The following is a 19,764-nucleotide window of genomic DNA, read 5'->3' as shown; positions in this document are numbered from 1 at the left end:
TCCTCTTAAACAATATTTATCATGTCGTAAATCGGCAGTAAAATTGCTAAGTATGCGCCAACAATGAATACAGCAATGACTAAAAAAAGTGTTGGCTGAATAACATTTAGAACTTTTGTTAATTTCACTTCAATTCGTTCAGTTAAAAATTCACTATATAGTGTCAGTTCTCTTCCTAAAAACCCACTATTTTCACCATGGATTACGAAGTGATGGAAATCTTCCGTAAAATGATCCAATAACATAACTGATTTTGAAAATGATTCACCATGCACTATTTTTTCTCTCATCTGCGTTGCAATAAATTGGAGTACTTTATGTTCTTTTTGGACGATTATTGCATCAAAAGCTTGTTGCAAAGACATTCCACTTTCTAATAAACCGCCAATTTCTCTGGAAAAAGTTCTAGTTAATGTTAATCGGTTCCAAGAATTAATTACTGGAATTTTTTCATAAATCGACAACCTAATTTGGACGCTTTTTTTCATCAAATAATATCGTGATACAACAATTATTAAAGCTAAAACTAACATGGAAATTAGTAAATAATTGGGTAAGCTTAACAAGAGATTGGACCATACAATTGATCCATCTGAATTGGATTGGTCCCTTGACCCCATCAATGACTCCATATTCGGCATAAAATAGATTTTAAAAATCGTAAATAACACGAAAATAACGATGAATAAAAACACCGGATACATTAATAAACTGTTCATTCTTTTTTGTGCTCTTTCAAAAATAGCAGCTTGTACACTTAACATTTCTAAGGTTTCTTGTAGTCGACCATGAGTAGTCGCAAGATTGATTGGCAGTAATAATCTATTTGGAAACCCTAGTAACTTAAAGACTTCTGTGACACTTTGTCCATTTTTATGCACTTCAGTTATTTTATTCATTACGAAGTCGCTGTTTTTTACGTGAAAGGGAATTAGCATAGATACCGCTTCATAAAAAGTGTAGCCTTCTCGCAATAAATCACTTAACCTTTTCAAAAATGAAGACTGTACATGGGCAGGTATTTTTTCATTTTTACGGGTATTCCAATCATGGATTACTTTGAATAATACCATCTCTAACACCTCTTTCTATCTGATAAGAAAGAGTTAAATTATTGGGCATCAGAAATTTTTTCCCAGTTAAAATCGAATCAAATACTTGAACTAACAATTCATCTGATACGATCTCATAAATGGCCGATAATTCGTCCTGTTTTGCTCCATATACACTTACAAGGCTTTGCGTTACAATACCGCTAACCGTTTGCTTCAATTCGTCGATTGAAACGCCAAGATCCATAAGTCGATACATAGCACCAACTCCATCTTTTGCGTGAATCGTTGACACAACAAGATGACCAGTTAAAGCAGCTTGAATAGCAGCCTTGGCAGTGTCCTCGTCACGAATTTCACCAATCATAATAACATCTGGCGAATGGCGTAAAATGGCCTTTAAACCCGTCGCATATGTCACTCCAGACCGCTCATTTACTTGTATTTGTAATAAATGAGATTGATTGTTTTCTACAGGGTCTTCCAAGGAAATAACATGTCGATGTAAATTTTCCGAACAATATTTAGTTAATGAATACATGGAAGTAGACTTACCGGATCCAGTAGGACCAACAAATAAGATTAAGCCTTGTCGATTATTTGCAAGCTCCACTATTTGGTCAGAGGCAGTTTGAAATAAGGCTAAGGAATGAAGTAGTTTTGCATTATCATGTTGTTGGAGTCGAATAACGAGACTTTCTTTGCCGAAAACAGAAGGTAATGTTGAAACTCGAAATGAGAATTTAAGAGTGTTAAAGATTTGATGGAATGAACCACTTTGTGGTTTACGTTTTTCGCTGATATCAAGAGAGGATAAAAATTTGAAGAATGAAATAATTCTTTCGCCCAGATTCAGGGGAAGCTTCCCTGCCTCAAACATTTGAGAGTTTTTCTTAAAGTAATAAATATAACTCTCTTCATTTGGAATCATGTGCAAATCAGATGCTCCGAAGTTGAGCGCCTTTTTTAACAATTGAAAACATTTTTGTTCTACAACATTTTCTATTTGCTCCATGCATCTTTCCTTTCTCCAGATACAACTTGCGACCGCTCACAACCTGTACAAAAATAGTATACTTGTAATTGAAACATAAATAAAGTGATTTATTGTAATTTTCTTGTTATTTATTATTTTACAAATCCATATTATCTTTTCTAATTTTTCACTATAATAAAAGATAGGATCAGAAATGAGGGATTGGTATGCCAAATACACTAAAACTAACGCATACACTAGCAGATGAAACTAGGTATTCTATTTACCAATATGTGTTACAAGAAGGAAAAGAAGTAACTGTACATGAAATTGCAACTGCATTTAGTATCCATCCAAACGTGGCCCGGATGCATCTCACTAAATTAGCTGATGTTAGTCTCCTTACTTCTGAATTATTAAAGAGTGGAAAAGGTGGTCGCCCCGCTCGAATTTATAAACTTGCAGAAACCCCTATACACTTAAGTTTCCCAAGACAAGAAAGTCAATTACTCCTTCAATGGTTATTAGATATGGTAAATTCTTTTGGTACAGAAGCGATTGAAAAAGGAAAAGAAATAAGTTATCAAAGTGGCTGGAATCAAATTTATAAAAACTCACTGTCTACAACTACTTTTGAAGAAAAAATGAGTCTCCTAACACTTTCCGCCAGCTCCATTGGATATATTCCAGAAATAAAAGAAGATATGCATAAAAAGGTTATTACTTTCTCCATCTACAATTGTCCCTATAAAGAGTATATGAACAAGTATCCAGAACTCATTTGTTCTTTACATGAATCATTTCTTCAAGGACAATTTGATGCACTATTTAAGGATAATGAATTTGTTCAAGTAGAAAGTATGCAAAATAATCATTGTAATAATTGCTTATATCAAATAGAAGTCCTATAATAAGTAGGATATTATACATATTTGTGACAAGTTTTTGATTATTGCATAAAGAAAAATAATATTCGGTTTACATGTGGGAACACTTTCATTTATAATAAGAATGACAATATTTGTGTCGTTGCAAAAGGAGGGACTACAAATGGGCAATATGTATAAAGTGATGGCTTTCTGGACAGGGATTTTTGCAGTTATGTTTTATTTAGGTGATATGTCAGAAGCGTCATTGCTATTTTTAGCAAATACGGGATTATTCCTTCTTTTAGGGTTCTTGAACCTATCTGAACGTATGTATATGTACATCTTCGGGGCTTACTTAATGTTCTTCTTCGCAGGTTTTACATACTATACAACGTTTATGCTTGTACCAGGTGCTGGACATTAATTTCACTGTTTAGTACAAAAAAGCAGCTCAATTTCTTGAGCTGCTTTTTATGTTATCTTCGTCAAATGACGTTCGCAAAGAATTTTAGTTATCAAATACATTCAAAAACCGTTCAAGAATGGATTAGATGTCATTTCATCTTCTATTGTAGTAGCTGCTCCATGACCTGGATAAACAATCGTAGTCTCTGGTAAGCTTAATAACTTAGAATGAATTGATTTAAGTAATTCTGCCTCATTACCACCAACTAAATCAGTACGTCCTACACTATTTTGAAATAGCGTATCCCCAACGAGCGCAAATTCATCCTCTTGAAAATAAAACGTTACGCTCCCAGGTGAATGTCCTGGCGTGTGCAATACTTGACATGAAAAACTTCCAATGTCTAATTTTGACTCTTGTTGTATTAGAACATCGGCCTCTTTCACAACGATTGACGGTATTTCCGCATATTTTCCCGAACCATTTTTGGCGGGATCCATTAACCACTTTTTCTCCGCCGTATGTATATAGACCGGAATTAGATATGTATCTCTCACTTGATCAACCGCACCAATATGATCGAAATGCGCATGTGTCAAAAGGATTGCTAGTGGCTTCATATTCAGTTTCCTAAGCTCTCCTATCAATTTATCCCCATCTCCACCAGGATCAACAATTAAACACTGTTTATCGGTATTCGATACTACATAACAATTCGTTTGAATATACCCTAATGGATATGTACGTACATTTAACAATTAAATCACCTCTTACTTATTCTAATCGAAGTTGAGTCCTTTATTCAATCATTGTCTACTTTTTTTTACTCGACAAAATAGATTATTACAATTACAATAGAAGAGGAATATGCAATCGCGACATTCACTTTTCCGTGTCGAAAGGGGCGTCTTTTATGAACTTATTAATGGTTATTTTTGGACTTGTTACAGTATTAGCTGTAGTCGGTACTTTCCAAGCTTTCAAAGAAAAGAATCTGCTAGGAATTTTATTTAACTTTGGTACTTTTGCTGTTTTTGGCTTCTTTACAGTCATGACAATCTTGAACCAAGGTTTTCCACCAAGCTTACACTAAAACTATAGAAAAAAGCTGCTGTACACTTGTACAACAGCTTTTTCTAATTTAATACGTTAATCCAAGGTTGAATTATTAGCGGCGAGAGTTGAATCCAGTTCTCCATTTGATATCCACCAAGGCAAACTTCTCCGTTCGGCGCACACAGTAAAGGTTGCGACTCAATTTCCCCGTACTCTTGCTTCCCATCAAACGTCACGCTAGAAATAGTACCCGAACTTGTTGTTTCATCCAGGTTTCCAGGTTTTAGTGACTTAATCCCGATTAACTTATCTTGATCTATAAAATCCATGTATGGAACGACCCACTCGGAATAATTACTAATAGCTGCCGAAGTCCAATCAATCGATTCATCTGTCACTTCATTAGATAGACTGTATTGAAATTCATTTGTTTCTTCACTTACTTGTACAACTAGTAAACTATTCCCATTGGTGTGAGCATCGATTACATTAGTAATTCCAGTCTCTTTTAATGTTTTCTCTTTCAAGGAGTAAAGTATTAACTCACCACCATCTAAATTACTCTCAGCCCACCTAAAGACCATCAAATGTTCCTCGTCATACCATTTTACAAACGGATCTTCCACTTCAATCGACTCTAAATTTTGAGTTGTTCCATCATAAATAAACGTATTATATGTCCAATCCTCATAAAAAGTAGTGAACACAATTAAACTAGAATTTTGTGGATGCCAATCCATGTATAGTTCATCCGATTCAAACGTCAAACTATCCAATAACTGACCATTGATATGTATAAGTTGAACTTCTGCTGTAGAGGAATTCCTTGATGTATGTAATAAAATTTTGTCCTTCGTTGGATGAATAGATGCTTGAATAATCGGCTGTTCTGTTGTATATATTTTTCTCCATGAATCTGCAGGGACTGAATACACTTGAACTGTCCATTCACCTTGCTCCACTAGAATGAATGCAATTTCATCATTTGATAACCAACCAATTACACTGTGAAATGCTGATGAGGACATTGAAACGAAAGGTATTGGGGGTAAATCAGTAGTCATGGGTACACTCTCTATATTTTCTGTAAATCCTTCTTTTTCAGCATCTGTAACTATGTCTTCATTTTTTTGTGTTTTTTGACACGCTTGCAAAATAAAGATGCAGAAAATTAGTATTACAACCTTTTTCAATTTACTCCCCCTCTCACATTACAGTATAAGACGCATTACTAACTGAATTGTTTCATCATAAAAGCACAGACGCATAAACGTCTGTGCTTTCATTAATACTACTCTTCTTTTTCTGCTTCTTCAATTAATAAATTACCTGTTTTCAAATCATAAAAACGAAGTAAATCTCCATTGATAATTTGATCAGAATAGCCTAATTCCTGAATTGCACGATCTATATATGGCTGACAACTTTCAACGGCAATTTCTACTCCAGTTGCACTATCATAACATACATTTTTCGTATAAACTAATTCATCTGTCACGAATCCACCGTCACGGAAGACTACAAAATCTTCATGTTCTTCAGAGAACAAATCTGCACCTAATTGCATATCTTTTGACGTATCTATTCCTAAAAGATGTAAAATAGTTGGTCGAACATCAATTTGACCTGCAACTTCTGTTACTTCTTCTCCAACACCACTATTCGGAATATGAACAAATAATGGAACATTTTGAAGTTTTGCAGATTCAAAAGGAGTTATTTCTTTCTCTAAATACTGTGACATTGCATTATTGTGATTTTCAGAAATACCGTAGTGATCTCCGTACATGACAATAATTGAATTATCGTATAAACCTTTTTCTTTTAAATCCTCGAAGAATAACTCTAGTGCCTCATCCATGTAATTTACTGTTTGGAAATATTTATTCAGCGTATTCGAATTCGAATCATATTCCGGAATGTTTTGGTCTTCCACATCCAAAGTAAATGGATAGTGATTCGTTAATGTAATTAGACGAGAATAAAACGGTTGTGGCATTTCAGCCATCAAATCTACTGATTGCTCGAAGAATGGAGCGTCTTTCAGTCCCCAACTTACTGAGTTCTCTTCATTTACTATATAACTATTTTCATCATAATATTTTTGAATATCCAGAGCTTTATACATCATATCTCGATTCCAAAAACTTTTATTGTTCGGATGCAATACATTCGTAAAGTATCCTTCTTCATTTAAGCTTTCTGCCATCGAATGGAATGTATTCCCACTATGTGTAAAGAAAACAGCTCCTCCACCTAATGGATACAGTGAATTTTCTACAAGAAATTCAGAATCGGATGTTTTCCCTAAACCTGTTTGGTGATAAAAATTAGAGAAATAGAATGTATCCTCATCCGCTGTTAAAGAATTCAGAAACGGAGTAATTTCATGTCCATTCATATCATTATTTATTACAAATGATTGCAGTGATTCCAATGAAACAATGATTAAGTTACGATCTTCAGCTAGTCCGAACGTTTTTTCGGTAGGATCTGCCTGGCTAGATCGAACAAAGTTGTTCACTTCCACAAGTTCACTTCCATCAGCAAGTGCTCGTTGTGCATGTGATTTTGATTGAATATATAGATCATACAAATGGTAATTATATGAACCAATATTTTTCACTAACACTTCACGATCAAAACTTCTTGTCAAAAGTTGTGGACGTTCAATTTCAGAAAGCCCTAAATTTAAAAATAACACAGCAGCAGAAAATACAAAATATGATTTTCTAATAGCTGGTTTTACTATAGTGAATTTTTCGCCTACTTTTAACCATTTCAATGCAACGATAATTACGATTACATCCATGAAATAAAAAATATCTGTTAAGAAAATACTTTCCGCTGCAGATGCTCCAAGGTCTCCAAAGTTACTTGTTTGAAATAATACTGGTATCGTAATGAAATCTGTAAAAAATCTGTAAAATACTGCATTTGCATACACTATGATAGAAAGTATAATGCTCGTTAAAACTATATATCTATTTCTAGCCTTTGGTCTTTTGAAAAACAATGATAATCCATAAATCAATAACAGAAAACTTAGTGGGTTAATAAATAATATCACTTGTTGCATTATATTCTCGATTTCCATATCAAAGCTAGTGTGATAAACAACATATGTTTTGATCCATGTCGCCACGATAGCAATAGCAAGAATAGAATGTGTCGGCCAGTTTTTTTTCTTCATGCCTACATCCTCCCCTTTAACTCTTTTATTTATGAGTAAAAGCATCATTTTATATCTTATTCCTTTCTTAACAATAAATCAATATAAATGATATAATTATTTGCTAAAATAGAAGGACGCTTTTATACACTTCATATTTAGACGGTTAAGTATAAAAAAAGTTTCATGAAATAAAAAACAACAGATTTTTGCAATCTGTCGCTTTCCACTACTTGAATTTACTCTTTTCTCCTCTTAAAAGTAGCATGGCTATCTGGAAGTCTTTCACATCAATCATTTGCATTTTATATAATTCCCTTACTTCATCTTCCATTATTTCGAGATCCCCTAGCCGATCTTTTGTATATACAAATATCCCAAAACGTTTTAATAATTGCATAACATCATATAATGAGTTCATCTTATTCCTTCTTCTCGATTGGATTTGCAATGGATCACTTGCTTGTTTGTAATGATTTGATCGACTGGTAAATCAAATGATTCGGGTATTACTTCGTCGCTTAATTGACATTCAAAAGCTAAAGACATCGTATGATTCATATAACTTTTTAAAAAACGATCGTAATAGCCTCCACCATAACCAATTCGATAACCTGATTTATTATAAACAATACCTGGGACTACAAGCAAATCTATATCGGACGGTTGTACAAGACTAGCCTTTAGTGGATTAGGCTCCAATAGCTGCATATACACTACTTCTAACTGTTCAAAGCTCTCAATCATATAAAAGTTCATGGACCGATCTTTCGGACTACATTTGGGGACTACAACAGATTTCCCCATATCCCAAAGCCTTTGTATGATCTCCTTCGTATGTACTTCTGGGAACGTCGATATTGTAAGTCCAATAACAGAGGAATTTTGTACAATATTGTCACGAAAAAAAAGATTCTCTATTTCTGTTGAATACAATTGATATTGCTCTTTACCTAAAATAGATAGTTGATCCTTCATTCGATTTCTAATTTCTTTTTTCGACAAAATTATCCCTCCCATATTTTTATAGAAAAAAACCAAAACCTCGTTTGGTTTTGGTTTAAATGATTATTTAGTTTCTCTATGAAGAGTAGCTTTCTTTTCACGTGAGCAATATTTTTTAAGTTCAAGACGTTCTGGATTGTTACGCTTGTTTTTCTTAGAAATATAGTTGCGCTCTCCGCAATCTGTACAAGCTAATGTAATATTAACGCGCATATTTGTCCCTCCTACTTTTTTACAGGATTAAATATAAAATCTGAGCATGATTTATACGACTAACCTATTATAGCATACAAACACAGAAAATCTACTATTTAATAAAATAAAATTGTAATTTCTTCTTAAGGGATATGTTAGTATAAATAAAAGAAGTAATATAATCGAGGTGAAAGAAATGGACTATTCAATCATTCTTATGCTTATTGGTATCCTAGCAGTTATTCTATCCTTTTTCACAAAAGACTCCAGTAAAAAATTGGAATCCGAAGTAGAAGAATTATCTTTTACATTATACCAAGAAACAAGTGCCATTAAGCGTAGAATAAAATTAGTGGAAGAGGAACTGTTAATAGAAGGAACACCAATTAGTCCTCCCCGAAAAACAAGACCCGTCATTCATGAAATCATAAAAATGCAAGTATTGGAACTCCATAAAAAGGGCTATTCATTACAAGAAATTAGTAAACGTTCATCTCTAAAAATTGAAGACATTAAGTCTGTCATCGGTGGTGAAAAATGATAAAAAAATCTACATTACGCGCTTTTGGCATAGGATTATTCTTGGCAGGTGTAGGTCTTCAACTTCTAAATAACTTTGAAAGTAAAGATTCCAATTCCATAAACTCTGAAGAATCCTTTGAACAAACACAAAAAGAATTAACAGATGTTAAACAACAATTGGCTGACCTCCAAATTGATCTAGAAAATGCACAAAAAGGACCCATACAAGAACCTGCAAAACCAGTACAAGAGGAGCCTCCTACTAACAGCCAAGCAATCACTGTCCTAGAAATAAAAACGGGAATGACATCAAGTGAGATTGGTACTTGGTTAGAAAATGCTGGCATCATAAAACATAAACAAGATTTAGAAGACTATTTAACAGCACAGAATATGACAGCAAGAATTCAAACAGGAACATTCGAAATGAATTCCTCGATGACGATCAAACAAATTGCTGATTCCATTACAAGAAAACCATAAATTTTTTTATTCCTCAAAACAAGAAGAAGCCATCCCGCAATGTTCAGGGGTGGCTTCTTTCAATACAATTAGTTATTTAATTCGTAATGCTTTCCTTTTAACAAGAAGAGTACTCGCTCAGCCATATTTGTCGCATGGTCAGCAGATCTTTCTAAATAACGACACACAAATGACAATTGAGTGATTTGACTTAATTGTTCTGGGTGTTCAACCCCTGAAGCAAGCAGTGTACGAATAGTTTTTCCATACATTTCATCCACTTCATCATCTAATTTCGCAATCTTTCTCGCTTCTTCCATATCCTCATTAACAAAAGCTTCTAAAATTTTTTTAAGCATATGAATTGTTTTATCACGCATCTCATCTAGTAAATGGATTGGTGTGATATGTGCATCTTTTCCTATGCGAATTGTTTCTTTGGCGATACTAACAGCATAATCTCCAATACGTTCCATGTCACCTGCTGCTTTTATAAGAACAATCAATCTTCTTAAATCAGTAGATACTGGTTGTTGTTTTGCTATTAACAAAATAACCTGATCATTAATATCTTCTTCTACACGATTAATATGAATGTCGTTATTAATGATGGATAGTGCACCTTCAATATTATGTGATAATAAGTAATCGATTGAATTATTTAGCGTGTCAATTGCAGTATTACTTAGTTCTAGCAAAAGTGCTTGTACTTTTTGTAAATCTGCATCAAATTTCTCTCTGCCTACCATGTGTTATTAACCCCTTTCATCATCCAAAACGCCCTGATATATAATCTTCTGTACGCTTATCTGCTGGTGTAGAAAAAATGACATCTGTATCGTCAAATTCCACTACTTCTCCATTTAAGAAGAACGCAGTTTTATCTGAAATACGAGCCGCTTGTTGCATATTATGCGTAACAATAATAATAGAGTATTCTTTTTTTAGTTCTTGTATTAACTCTTCTACTTTTAATGTAGATATTGGATCAAGTGCAGATGTAGGTTCATCCATTAAAATAACGTCTGGTTCAATCGCTAAACAACGTGCGATACATATGCGTTGTTGTTGACCACCAGAAAGACTATATGCATTAGTCGTCAAACGATCTTTTACTTCATCCCAAATTGCAGCGCCACGCAAACTTTTTTCTACGATTTCATCTAGAATTTTTTTGTTTTTAATCCCATGAATTCTTGGACCGTATGCAATATTATCATAGATTGATTTTGGAAATGGATTAGGTTTTTGGAATACCATGCCTACTTTTGTACGTAATTCCTCTACACCATAATCTGCATCAAAGATATTACGTTCACGGTATAAAATTTTTCCAGATGTTTTCACAGTTGGTACTAATTCTACCATACGATTCAAAGTTTTAATATATGTAGATTTACCACAACCTGATGGTCCGATAATTGCCGTTACTTCATTTTCTTTAATTTGAAGATTGATATTTTTTAAAGCATGGTGAGTTCCATACCATAAATTTAATTGTTGTGTATCATATACAATACTTGATGATTCTTTATTCAATACTGACCCTTTTTCTAATGTTTGTACCACTGTACTTCCCCCTATTCACAAATTAGCTTAGTACTTTCTTTGGAATTTATTTCTTATAAATATAGCAATGGAGTTCATAATCAATAAAAATGCCATTAATACAAGAATCCCTGCTGAAGCAACAAATTGGAATTCTGCTTGTGGTCGTTTTGCCCAGTCATAAATTTGCATTGGAAGGGCTGTAAACTGACTCAACAAATTCTCAGGTAGGAACTGAATAATTACTGGAATTCCTATTACTACTAATGGTGCTGTTTCTCCTACTGCACGAGAAAGAGCTAAAATAGCACCCGTTAAAATACCTGGTATTGCAGAAGGCAACACTATTTGTGTAATCGTTTGCCATTTTGTTGCACCCATACCATATGAAGCTTCTCGAACATCTTGAGGGACTGCACGTATTGCCTCTTGAGCAGCAACGATAATTACTGGTAAGATCAACAAACTCATTGTAAATCCTGCAGCTAAAATACTATTACCAAGTGATAATGCTCGAACGAAAATCGTTAAACCTAATAACCCGAATACTACGGATGGAACACCTGCTAGATTTGAGATATTCATACGAATAAAATCATTTAGTTTATTTTTCTTTGCATATTCTTCTAAGTAAATGGCTGTACCTACCCCTAAAATGATAGAAACTGGTGCAACTACACACATTAACCAAATAGAACCGATTAATGCTGCTTTTATACCCGCTTTTTCAGGGAAACGCGAACCGAAGTTTTGGAAAAAGTCAGGTGTGATATAACCTATACCCTGAGTAATAATTCGGTAAAAAAGAACAGCTAATACTACTAAAGCAAATAATGTTGCTATGAAAAATATTGTTTTAAATACACGATTTACAATAAGTCGTTTATTCATTCTTTTTATGACTGATTTATGATTAACATAATTCATTTAATATTCCTCCCGATACTTTTTAGAAATAACGTGAGCAATAATGTTCATCACCAATGTAAATAAGAACAATGTAAATCCAACCGAATAGATTGAGTAATAAATCGTCGTTCCATATCCAGCATCACCAGATGAGACTTGAACGATGTAAGCAGTCATGGTTTGAATCGAACCAGTTACGTCTAAATCGAATGACGGAGTAGATCCACCCGCTAGTGATACAATCATCGTTTCGCCAATTGCTCGGGAAACAGCAAGTACTACAGAAGCAATAATTCCAGATAAAGCAGCTGGTAATACTACTTTTAAAGCTACCTCTAATTTTGTTGACCCCATAGCTAGAGCGCCTTCACGAATTGAGCTTGGTACTGCTGACATTGCATCTTCTGATAGAGAAGCAATCATCGGTAAAATCATAATCCCTACTACAATACCGGGACTAAGTGCATTAAATATTTTTAATTCAGGGATGATTTGTTGAAGAAGCGGAGTAACAAATGTTAATGCAAAAAAACCATATACAATTGTTGGTATACCTGCTAATACTTCTAAAATTGGCTTTATAATTCTTCGAACATTATCACTTGCATATTCACTTAAGAAAATGGCAGACCCGATACCAAATGGAACTGCAACAATTACGGCAATAAAAGTAACTTTTAATGTACCAGCTATTAAGGCCAGGATGCCGTATTGTGGTTCCGTGTTAGCGAAAGGAAACCATTCTGTTCCAAATATGAAATCTAATACCGGAATTCTCGAGAAAAATATTACTGTTTCCGTAATTAAAGTTCCAATTATTCCAAATGTAGTTAGTACAGATACAGAGGCAATTAAAAAAAGAATAATAGGAATTAATTTTTCAATTATTTTTTTCCGCTTTTTATTGCTTGCTTTTGCAATAAGCTCTTGAACTGATGGTTGATCAGAACTTTGTTTTTGAGCCATGTGAATCCCCCTTTTACCAAAACGTAAGAAAAGAGTAGCGGAATTGCTACTCATTTCCTTACTTTTTTGTCTTGCCTTTTTGAAATATTATTTTACTGCTTCTAAATCAGCTAATCCTTTTTCATACGCAGCATCTTGAAGTTTTACATATCCAACAGCTTCTGCCATTTCACCAGCATTTTCAAGTGAGAATTTCATGAAATCATAAGCTGCAGGTTTTTCACTAAGAGCTTTGTTGCTAGCATAAACGAATAGTGGACGAGAAAGTGGTGAGTATTCTCCAGATTCGATTGTTTCATTTGTTGGTTCAACTCCACCAATTTTAACTACTTTTAACGTATCTTGGTTTGCTAAGTAATAAGCGTATCCGAAGAATGCTATTGCATTTTTATCACCTTGAACACCTTGTACTAAAACGTTATCATCTTCAGAAAGTGTTGCTTTTTTTACTAAGTCTGCTTCGTCAAGAATTACTTCATCAAAGTAATCATATGTTCCTGAATCAGTACCAGGTGAGTAGAATACGATTTCTTCTGCTGGCCATTCTGGGTTAATGTCTGACCATTTCTTAGTAGTGCCATCTTCTATCCACATTTTTTTAAGATCTTCAACTGTTAAATCTTCAACCCAAGTATTATCTTTACTTACTACGACTGATAAACCATCGTTAGCAATTTGGAATTCTGTATAGGCAATTCCCGCTGCTTCAAGTTCTGCTTTTTCTTCATCTTTAATCGGACGAGAAGCGTTAGAGAAATCTGTTTCTCCAGCGATAAATCTTTCAAATCCTCCACCAGTACCAGAAACACCTACAGTAACTTTCACTGCTTCTTGTACTGCTGCATATTCTTCAACAAGTGCTTCCATTATTGGAGCAACTGTACTAGATCCATCTCCTGAAACGTCTCCTTCAAGAACTGCTTCTGGTTCCTCTGCAGTATCAGTTGTTACTTCTTCAGTTGGTGTTTCTTTTTCAGTAGTTTCTGCATCGTCTCCACAAGCTCCAAGAGCAAGTGCTGATCCTACCATTGTTGTCATCATAAAATATTTCCAGTTTTTCATCAGGTAAATCCCCCTAAAGTTTTGTTTTCTGTTTTTTTCTTACAATCACTACTTTATACGACATTTGTTGAGGCGATATGAATAACTTGTAAATCTTTTGTAAATGCGAATAGATTAGAAAAAAATGGCCATCATAATTTTTCTTATGATGGCCATTAATCTTATAATTATTCTATTTCTTCTTCATCTATTTTATCATTTGTAAATGCTGGTTGAACAGTTGATGTAACTGATGGGTCTGTATTTTTAAGATTTGCATTCTTTTTTTGAATCTCAAAATACTTATCGACAAGTTCTCTCGCTAATGGAGTAGAAAAGTTTGTTTTATAAACAGATTCTAGAGAAGCTTGAGGGATAATTACTGCATAAGCTATTTCTGGATTGTCAAATGGAGAAAAGCCAACATGCGTTAAATTAACTGTTCCGAAGCTTTCACCTAGAGCTGCATCATATGCAGAAGATTGAGCAGTCCCAGTTTTCCCACCTCCACCATGTTCAAAATCACCAAATACTTTACGTGCAGTACCCTGACTACCATAGTATACTCGTTGCATCGAAGTTCTTACTCTTTGAATCTCTTCTTGTGTATTATCAACTGTATTAAGAATATTAGGAGTAAATTCCTTCACTAATCCACCTAACTGAACTCCATCCTCAGATGGCTCTCGAATTTCTTTTACGACATGTGTCTGAATTCGCTTTCCACTATTCGCAATGGTAGCAACGAATTGAGCAAGCTGTAAAGGTGTATACGTATCATACTGTCCTATACTTAAATCCATTAAAGTATACCCTTCTCCTTCTTTTATTTTTCCAGCAACGCCTGAAACTTCCCCTGGCAAATCAATTCCAGTAGGAACTCCTAAACCAACTTGTGCATATCCATTTCTCATTGGTTCAAAAGCATCTAAACTGAGGTCAATTCCTTTTTTATATCGATAAACAGCGCCAGCAATCTCAATCGCAATTTTAAACATGTAAACGTTTGATGATCTTTCAATCGCCTGACTATCTGTTAAGGCTATTCTTCCAGACCTATTAAATACAGAACTTTTTGTTGATGATCCCGCTATATTAAGTGGTTCATCTATTTTTGTTTCTCCAATAGAAACGACACCTTCACGGTAGCCAGTAAGCATTGTAGCCGGTTTGATAGTTGATCCTACTTCATAAGCCGTTGTGAATGTCGCAAAAGCATAATCCACTACTTCTTGTTTACCTGTTTTTTCGTTCTTGACTAGTCTTTTTCCTACTAATGAAAGAACTTCTCCAGTATTAGGATCTAACATAACAAAAAATGCTCTGTCTAAATATTTTGTACCAGCATTTTGCTTATACTCTAATAATCTTTTCCCAACAATTTCTTCCATTGCTAATTGAACTTCACTATCCATTGTTAATACTAAATCTTTACCAGCTTCGCCTTCATAGACTGTTTCGACATCAATCACAAGACCTTTTCCATCCGTAATATTTTTCACAACACTTTTTTGACCTTGAAGAACTTCTTCATACTGCTCTTCGATATAACTTTTTCCTACTCGATCATTTCTGGTATAATCTCTCGAAAGAAAATAGTCTAAACGATCATTCGGTATACCTTCTTTTGGTAATGTGGTTGTACCCAATATTGCTAAAGAAGAAGTTTTAACTCTTCTCCAGTCCGTCGTTGTATTTACACCTGTTAATTCCCCTAAACGCTCTGAAACTCGTGCGAACTCTTCTACTGAAACAGTTTTCCCTGCAATTTCTTCTGCAGTATCATCTGCTGCTGGGATATCTTCCCCTTTAATAATTTGAGGAGAGAGTGCATACCCAGAAGCCATTTTACGATAGATTGCTATAATCTCTAATTCTTCATTATTGAATGAATTTAATTGTTCTTCTGTAATCTTACTTCTTGTTAATTTGTTAATTGCGCTATTTTTCTCTGGCGTTTCTAATTCTTCATTATTGTTAATTTTATCTCGCTCTTTATCTGTTATTAAGTCATTAGCTTCATCAGGATATTTCATCAACCAGTAATCTTGTAAATCACTCTTTGTAATACCTTTTATATCTTTTTTAATCAATACACTTAATGCTTTTGCAACTTCATACATTTCGGTCGACTTAGTTGTTTGCATCTTTGTATACGTAATAGCGCGTTGTGGCTCATTGTCTACCAATACTCTACCTAAACTATCAAAAATTCTACCTCTAGGTACACTAGTATTTACTGCAACCTCTTCCGTACGTTCGAGTACTCTGACATAATCTTCTCCTTGTACAATTTGTAAGTAACCTAATCTTAAGACAAGCATTGTAAACAATAGGAAAATAGAGAAAAACAGAATATTCATACGAAAAGTAATGTTAACTCGTTGCTTTGCTTTTATACTTTGTGCACGTTTTTTTTGGGTTTTTCGCATGGGGTTCACCTGTTTCTATCAAATTCATCTTAGTTTATTAGGACCAAGATTTTGAATCCGGGTTACCGGAAGCATTCACTTTTTAGTATAAAACTAATTTATTTCACTATTTATTAGTGTAACATAAAAAGCACACACTTTTAGACGAAAAAGTGTGTGCTAAAGTTCATTTTTATATTTATTTCAATTGGCGACAAAACGCCCATTCATACTTCTATTATTTCGCTGATTCGAAGCGTTTTGATACTTCATCCCAGTTTACTACATTCCAGAAAGAACCGATGTAGTCAGGACGACGGTTTTGATAGTTTAGATAGTAAGCATGTTCCCAAACATCTAAACCTAATAATGGAGTTTTACCTTCCATGATTGGAGAGTCTTGGTTAGCTGTAGAAGAAACTTCTAATTCTCCATTAGCAACTGATAACCAAGCCCAACCTGAACCAAAGCGAGTTGTAGCTGCTTTAGCAAACTCTTCTTTGAAAGCGTCCAAGCTACCAAATTTAGCATCGATAGCTGTAGCTAATTCACCAGTTGGATTTCCGCCACCGTTTGGTGAAAGGATTTGCCAGAAAAGAGAATGGTTAGCATGTCCGCCACCGTTGTTACGTACTGCTGTACGAATTGCTTCTGGAACAGCATCTAAATTAGCGATTAACTCTTCTACTGATTTACCTTGAAGTTCTGCTTGATCAGCAAGTGCATTGTTTACGTTCGTAATATACGTATTGTGATGTTTAGTGTGATGAATATTCATCGTTTCTTTGTCGATATGTGGTTCTAGTGCGTCGTATGCGTAAGGTAATTCTGGTAATTCATATGCCATTATAGTTTCCTCCTAAAGAAAATTTTAGAAAATTCTTTCCATGTCCTAGCGTAACAAAGAATTAGAAAACGTTCAATTAAAAACGATTAAAATTATAACTTTCATACTTTTGACTGAAACTATACGAAAATAATGAAGACTACTAACATAACCGTTAATATTATTATTTTAACTACAGATGAAGTAAGGAAACCAATTAACGAACCAAATCCAGATTTTATTGCTTGCTTGATCCCTTCTCTAGTTACGATTAACTCCGCTAATACCGCACCAAGGAAAGGACCTATCAATATACCCGCTACTGGAATGATAAATGGACCAAAAATTAATCCAATCGTACTGCCCCATACACCAGCTTTTGTTCCACCAAATTTCTTAACTCCAAAAGCATTTGCGGCCATATCAGCACCAAATAATAATACAACAAACAATAATTGAATAAGCCAAAATAACCACGTTAACTCCGTAAAGGAGAAAAACAACCCGTATACAATATAGCCAATTACCATAAATACGACAGAAGGAATGATTGGATAAAATGTTCCTATATAAGCAACAATAAAACAAGCAATAATGATTATCCAACCAATAATTTCTATCATACACGTTTACCTAAAACTGCATCCGCGATATTTGAAGCATGGTCACCAATACGTTCAAGATTACTTAAAATTTCAACAAAATTGATACCAGCTTGTCCTGTACATCGTCCTTCATTTACACGCAATATATGATTTTTTCTATATTTTCGTTCCATTCGATCAATTATATTTTCTTGTTCTGAAACTGCGCGTGCAAGTTCGTCATCATTTGTATCTAATGCATTAATTGCTTTTTTAACAGTATCAATAGTTATTTCAAACATTTCCGAGACATCTACCAGTGCATCTTCCGTGAGAATGATTTTATTCACTTCTTGATACTCAATTAATTCAATAATATTCTCGAAATGATCACCAATTCTCTCCACATCTCTTACTGTATCCATTAACATATTATGTCTACTAGAGTCTTGTACAGATAAAGGGTGAGCTGAGATTTTCACTAAGTAGTCGGTAATTTTTTGATCTAGATTATTTAAAGCATCTTCTAGTTGATAGGCAATTTCTGCCTCACGTTTATTTTTTGTTTTTAAAAAGGAATAGGTAGTCTCCAACCCTTGTACACTTAATAATCCCATGTTTAAAATCTCTTCTTTCGCTTGACCAATTGCAAGGGACGGCGATTGGTCAATAAAGTTTACATCCAAATGTTTTGGTTTAAACTCTACTATTAAATCATCTCCAGGAATAAACTTCGTAACTACATATGCCCAAGCTCCAATTAAAGGAAATTGAATAATTGTGTTTGCAACATTAAAAGAACCATGTGCAAATGCAATTTGCATTTTACTTTCTAAATCTAAAACTCCAGATATCCACTCTATATATAATGTAAAAGGAATTAACAGTAACATAAATACAACAGTGCCGACAACATTAAATAACACGTGTGCTGCTGCTGCTCGTTTAGCTGTAATAGACGCCCCTAAAGAAGCAAGGACTGCTGTGATTGTCGTCCCAATATTATCACCAAACAAAACTGGTAGTGATCCCGAAAGTGATAGAAGATTTTCAGAGTAGAGTCCTTGTAATATCGCAACTGTTGCACTTGAACTTTGTACAATTAAAGTAAACAGTGTACCTGCGATAACACCTAAAATAGGATGGTCACTCATAGAAAGAGTAAAATCTGTAAATGCTGTCATTTCTCTTAAAGGTTTCATTCCACCACTCATTAGCTCAAGACCTAAGAATAGGCCACCAAATCCAAAAATAACTTCTCCAATATTTTGCACTTTATTCGTTTTGAAAAAGAAGATAAGGAAAGCTCCTACTGCCATAACTGGTAGAGCATACTCTGCGACATCAAATCCAATGATAAAAGCTGTGACTGTTGTTCCAATATTGGCTCCCATAATTACACCAATTGCTTGTCGCAAATTCATAAATCCTGCACTCACCAAACCAACCGTTATAACAGTTGTTCCTGAACTCGATTGAATAAGAACTGTCACGATAACACCAACTAACACACCCATAAAAGGATTTGTTGTATACCGATCTAAAATATCTCTCAATCTATCTCCTGCTGCTTTTTGTAATCCATCTCCCATATACTTAATGGCGAATAGAAAAATACCTAATCCACCAAAAAATTCAAATAGCATCTCTTGCCAATTCAACTCCATTTAATAAGCCAACTCCCGTTTCGACATTTTTCGCACGTCTCCTATTATCATTTGTTTATGAAAGAATTGTAAAGCTATAATACATAATCTTTACAAT

At 34.3% G+C, this 19,764-nt stretch carries 22 protein-coding genes; 5 read left to right on the top strand and 17 right to left on the bottom strand.

From position 1 onward, the window contains the following. Window positions 1-5: 5 nt before the first annotated feature. On the bottom strand, window positions 6-1,073 hold the full coding sequence (gene comGB / locus C7437_RS01670; protein WP_111437915.1) for a competence type IV pilus assembly protein ComGB: 1,068 nt from the start codon (window positions 1,071-1,073) through the stop codon (window positions 6-8). After that, window positions 1,048-2,067, bottom strand: coding sequence for a competence type IV pilus ATPase ComGA (comGA, locus tag C7437_RS01665; protein ID WP_111437914.1), 1,020 nt, complete (start codon window positions 2,065-2,067; stop codon window positions 1,048-1,050). Before comGA ends, comGB begins: the two co-directional genes overlap by 26 nt. A gap of 188 nt (window positions 2,068-2,255) precedes the next feature. Between comGA and C7437_RS01660 the strand changes: the two genes are divergently transcribed. Together C7437_RS01660 and C7437_RS01655 are read left to right on the top strand one after the other, a co-directional pair. Then, a complete protein-coding gene (locus C7437_RS01660; RefSeq protein WP_111437913.1) occupies window positions 2,256-2,939 on the top strand; it encodes a helix-turn-helix transcriptional regulator in 684 nt (227 codons plus the stop codon). A gap of 139 nt (window positions 2,940-3,078) precedes the next feature. Continuing rightward, window positions 3,079-3,321 carry a DUF2626 family protein gene (locus C7437_RS01655; RefSeq protein WP_111437912.1) on the top strand — a complete coding sequence of 81 codons (243 nt, stop codon included), beginning with the start codon at window positions 3,079-3,081 and terminating at the stop codon, window positions 3,319-3,321. Window positions 3,322-3,422: 101 nt separating this feature from the next. Here C7437_RS01655 and C7437_RS01650 read toward each other — a convergent pair whose 3' ends face one another. Continuing rightward, window positions 3,423-4,061 carry an MBL fold metallo-hydrolase gene (locus C7437_RS01650; protein WP_111437911.1) on the bottom strand — a complete coding sequence of 213 codons (639 nt, stop codon included), beginning with the start codon at window positions 4,059-4,061 and terminating at the stop codon, window positions 3,423-3,425. 155 nt (window positions 4,062-4,216) lie between these two features. Between C7437_RS01650 and C7437_RS01645 the strand changes: the two genes are divergently transcribed. Continuing rightward, entirely contained in the window at window positions 4,217-4,396 is a 180-nt protein-coding gene (locus C7437_RS01645) for a DUF2759 domain-containing protein (RefSeq protein ID WP_111437910.1), read from the top strand. Window positions 4,397-4,439: 43 nt separating this feature from the next. Here the strand turns inward: C7437_RS01645 and C7437_RS01640 are convergent, their stop codons facing one another. From C7437_RS01640 to rpmG, 5 genes are all read right to left on the bottom strand, one after another. Then, entirely contained in the window at window positions 4,440-5,552 is a 1,113-nt protein-coding gene (locus C7437_RS01640) for a YqgU-like beta propeller domain-containing protein (protein WP_111437909.1), read from the bottom strand. A gap of 98 nt (window positions 5,553-5,650) precedes the next feature. Beyond that, window positions 5,651-7,552 (bottom strand): LTA synthase family protein, encoded by a 1,902-nt coding sequence (locus C7437_RS01635; RefSeq protein WP_111438954.1) that lies wholly within the window; start codon window positions 7,550-7,552, stop codon window positions 5,651-5,653. 208 nt (window positions 7,553-7,760) lie between these two features. Further along, window positions 7,761-7,952: a YqgQ family protein gene (locus tag C7437_RS01630; RefSeq protein WP_111437908.1), complete on the bottom strand. Its 192-nt coding sequence runs from the start codon at window positions 7,950-7,952 to the stop codon at window positions 7,761-7,763. Continuing rightward, the gene (locus tag C7437_RS01625; RefSeq protein WP_111437907.1) at window positions 7,949-8,536 is read right to left on the bottom strand and encodes a 5-formyltetrahydrofolate cyclo-ligase; all 588 of its coding nucleotides are present in this window, start codon (window positions 8,534-8,536) and stop codon (window positions 7,949-7,951) included. The genes C7437_RS01630 and C7437_RS01625 overlap by 4 nt, the downstream gene beginning before the upstream one ends. A 63-nt stretch (window positions 8,537-8,599) precedes the next feature. Beyond that, window positions 8,600-8,749: a 50S ribosomal protein L33 gene (gene rpmG, locus C7437_RS01620; RefSeq protein WP_111437906.1), complete on the bottom strand. Its 150-nt coding sequence runs from the start codon at window positions 8,747-8,749 to the stop codon at window positions 8,600-8,602. 178 nt (window positions 8,750-8,927) lie between these two features. Here rpmG and C7437_RS01615 point away from each other — a divergent pair, with 178 nt between their 5' ends. Together C7437_RS01615 and C7437_RS01610 are read left to right on the top strand one after the other, a co-directional pair. Continuing rightward, window positions 8,928-9,272, top strand: a complete 345-nt coding sequence (locus C7437_RS01615) for a hypothetical protein (protein WP_111437905.1) — start codon at window positions 8,928-8,930, stop codon at window positions 9,270-9,272. Next, the gene (locus tag C7437_RS01610) at window positions 9,269-9,736 is read left to right on the top strand and encodes an endolytic transglycosylase MltG (protein ID WP_111437904.1); all 468 of its coding nucleotides are present in this window, start codon (window positions 9,269-9,271) and stop codon (window positions 9,734-9,736) included. The genes C7437_RS01615 and C7437_RS01610 overlap by 4 nt, the downstream gene beginning before the upstream one ends. A gap of 68 nt (window positions 9,737-9,804) precedes the next feature. Here the strand turns inward: C7437_RS01610 and phoU are convergent, their stop codons facing one another. The 9 genes from phoU to C7437_RS01565 all read right to left on the bottom strand — a co-directional run bounded on the left by phoU (window position 9,805) and on the right by C7437_RS01565 (window position 19,667). Continuing rightward, window positions 9,805-10,464 carry a phosphate signaling complex protein PhoU gene (gene phoU / locus C7437_RS01605; protein WP_111437903.1) on the bottom strand — a complete coding sequence of 220 codons (660 nt, stop codon included), beginning with the start codon at window positions 10,462-10,464 and terminating at the stop codon, window positions 9,805-9,807. Window positions 10,465-10,483: 19 nt separating this feature from the next. Beyond that, window positions 10,484-11,284 (bottom strand): phosphate ABC transporter ATP-binding protein PstB, encoded by an 801-nt coding sequence (gene pstB / locus C7437_RS01600; protein WP_111437902.1) that lies wholly within the window; start codon window positions 11,282-11,284, stop codon window positions 10,484-10,486. A 27-nt stretch (window positions 11,285-11,311) separates the two neighbouring features. Next, entirely contained in the window at window positions 11,312-12,190 is an 879-nt protein-coding gene (gene pstA, locus C7437_RS01595; RefSeq protein ID WP_111437901.1) for a phosphate ABC transporter permease PstA, read from the bottom strand. Further along, window positions 12,191-13,138 (bottom strand): phosphate ABC transporter permease subunit PstC, encoded by a 948-nt coding sequence (gene pstC, locus C7437_RS01590; protein ID WP_111437900.1) that lies wholly within the window; start codon window positions 13,136-13,138, stop codon window positions 12,191-12,193. 87 nt (window positions 13,139-13,225) lie between these two features. Continuing rightward, window positions 13,226-14,200 carry a PstS family phosphate ABC transporter substrate-binding protein gene (locus tag C7437_RS01585; protein WP_111437899.1) on the bottom strand — a complete coding sequence of 325 codons (975 nt, stop codon included), beginning with the start codon at window positions 14,198-14,200 and terminating at the stop codon, window positions 13,226-13,228. A 167-nt stretch (window positions 14,201-14,367) separates the two neighbouring features. After that, window positions 14,368-16,611 carry a peptidoglycan D,D-transpeptidase FtsI family protein gene (locus C7437_RS01580; protein ID WP_111437898.1) on the bottom strand — a complete coding sequence of 748 codons (2,244 nt, stop codon included), beginning with the start codon at window positions 16,609-16,611 and terminating at the stop codon, window positions 14,368-14,370. A gap of 217 nt (window positions 16,612-16,828) precedes the next feature. Beyond that, a complete protein-coding gene (locus tag C7437_RS01575) occupies window positions 16,829-17,437 on the bottom strand; it encodes a superoxide dismutase (protein WP_111437897.1) in 609 nt (202 codons plus the stop codon). Between the two features lie 119 nt (window positions 17,438-17,556). Then, window positions 17,557-18,036, bottom strand: a complete 480-nt coding sequence (locus C7437_RS01570) for a DUF456 domain-containing protein (RefSeq protein WP_111438953.1) — start codon at window positions 18,034-18,036, stop codon at window positions 17,557-17,559. Beyond that, window positions 18,036-19,667 carry a Na/Pi cotransporter family protein gene (locus tag C7437_RS01565; protein ID WP_111437896.1) on the bottom strand — a complete coding sequence of 544 codons (1,632 nt, stop codon included), beginning with the start codon at window positions 19,665-19,667 and terminating at the stop codon, window positions 18,036-18,038. The genes C7437_RS01570 and C7437_RS01565 overlap by 1 nt, the downstream gene beginning before the upstream one ends. Window positions 19,668-19,764: the final 97 nt, after the last annotated feature.

This window comes from Psychrobacillus insolitus (assembly GCF_003254155.1).
Lineage (GTDB): Bacteria > Bacillota > Bacilli > Bacillales_A > Planococcaceae > Psychrobacillus > Psychrobacillus insolitus.
This window is presented reverse-complemented; position numbering and strand designations above follow the sequence as displayed.

Excerpts from the sequence above, each read along its gene's own strand:
- C7437_RS01575 (WP_111437897.1), bottom strand. The coding sequence starts at position 17,437 with ATGGCATATGAATTACCAGAATTACCTTACGCATACGACGCACTAGAA.
- C7437_RS01580 (WP_111437898.1), bottom strand. The coding sequence starts at position 16,611 with ATGCGAAAAACCCAAAAAAAACGTGCACAAAGTATAAAAGCAAAGCAA.
- pstC (WP_111437900.1), bottom strand. The coding sequence starts at position 13,138 with ATGGCTCAAAAACAAAGTTCTGATCAACCATCAGTTCAAGAGCTTATT.
- comGB (WP_111437915.1), bottom strand. The coding sequence starts at position 1,073 with ATGGTATTATTCAAAGTAATCCATGATTGGAATACCCGTAAAAATGAA.
- C7437_RS01660 (WP_111437913.1), top strand. The coding sequence starts at position 2,256 with ATGCCAAATACACTAAAACTAACGCATACACTAGCAGATGAAACTAGG.
- C7437_RS01610 (WP_111437904.1), top strand. The coding sequence starts at position 9,269 with ATGATAAAAAAATCTACATTACGCGCTTTTGGCATAGGATTATTCTTG.
- C7437_RS01645 (WP_111437910.1), top strand. The coding sequence starts at position 4,217 with ATGAACTTATTAATGGTTATTTTTGGACTTGTTACAGTATTAGCTGTA.
- C7437_RS01565 (WP_111437896.1), bottom strand. The coding sequence starts at position 19,667 with ATGGAGTTGAATTGGCAAGAGATGCTATTTGAATTTTTTGGTGGATTA.
- C7437_RS01630 (WP_111437908.1), bottom strand. The coding sequence starts at position 7,952 with ATGAACTCATTATATGATGTTATGCAATTATTAAAACGTTTTGGGATA.
- rpmG (WP_111437906.1), bottom strand. The coding sequence starts at position 8,749 with ATGCGCGTTAATATTACATTAGCTTGTACAGATTGCGGAGAGCGCAAC.
- C7437_RS01585 (WP_111437899.1), bottom strand. The coding sequence starts at position 14,200 with ATGAAAAACTGGAAATATTTTATGATGACAACAATGGTAGGATCAGCA.
- phoU (WP_111437903.1), bottom strand. The coding sequence starts at position 10,464 with ATGGTAGGCAGAGAGAAATTTGATGCAGATTTACAAAAAGTACAAGCA.
- C7437_RS01615 (WP_111437905.1), top strand. The coding sequence starts at position 8,928 with ATGGACTATTCAATCATTCTTATGCTTATTGGTATCCTAGCAGTTATT.
- pstA (WP_111437901.1), bottom strand. The coding sequence starts at position 12,190 with ATGAATTATGTTAATCATAAATCAGTCATAAAAAGAATGAATAAACGA.
- C7437_RS01655 (WP_111437912.1), top strand. The coding sequence starts at position 3,079 with ATGGGCAATATGTATAAAGTGATGGCTTTCTGGACAGGGATTTTTGCA.
- C7437_RS01635 (WP_111438954.1), bottom strand. The coding sequence starts at position 7,552 with ATGAAGAAAAAAAACTGGCCGACACATTCTATTCTTGCTATTGCTATC.
- comGA (WP_111437914.1), bottom strand. The coding sequence starts at position 2,067 with ATGGAGCAAATAGAAAATGTTGTAGAACAAAAATGTTTTCAATTGTTA.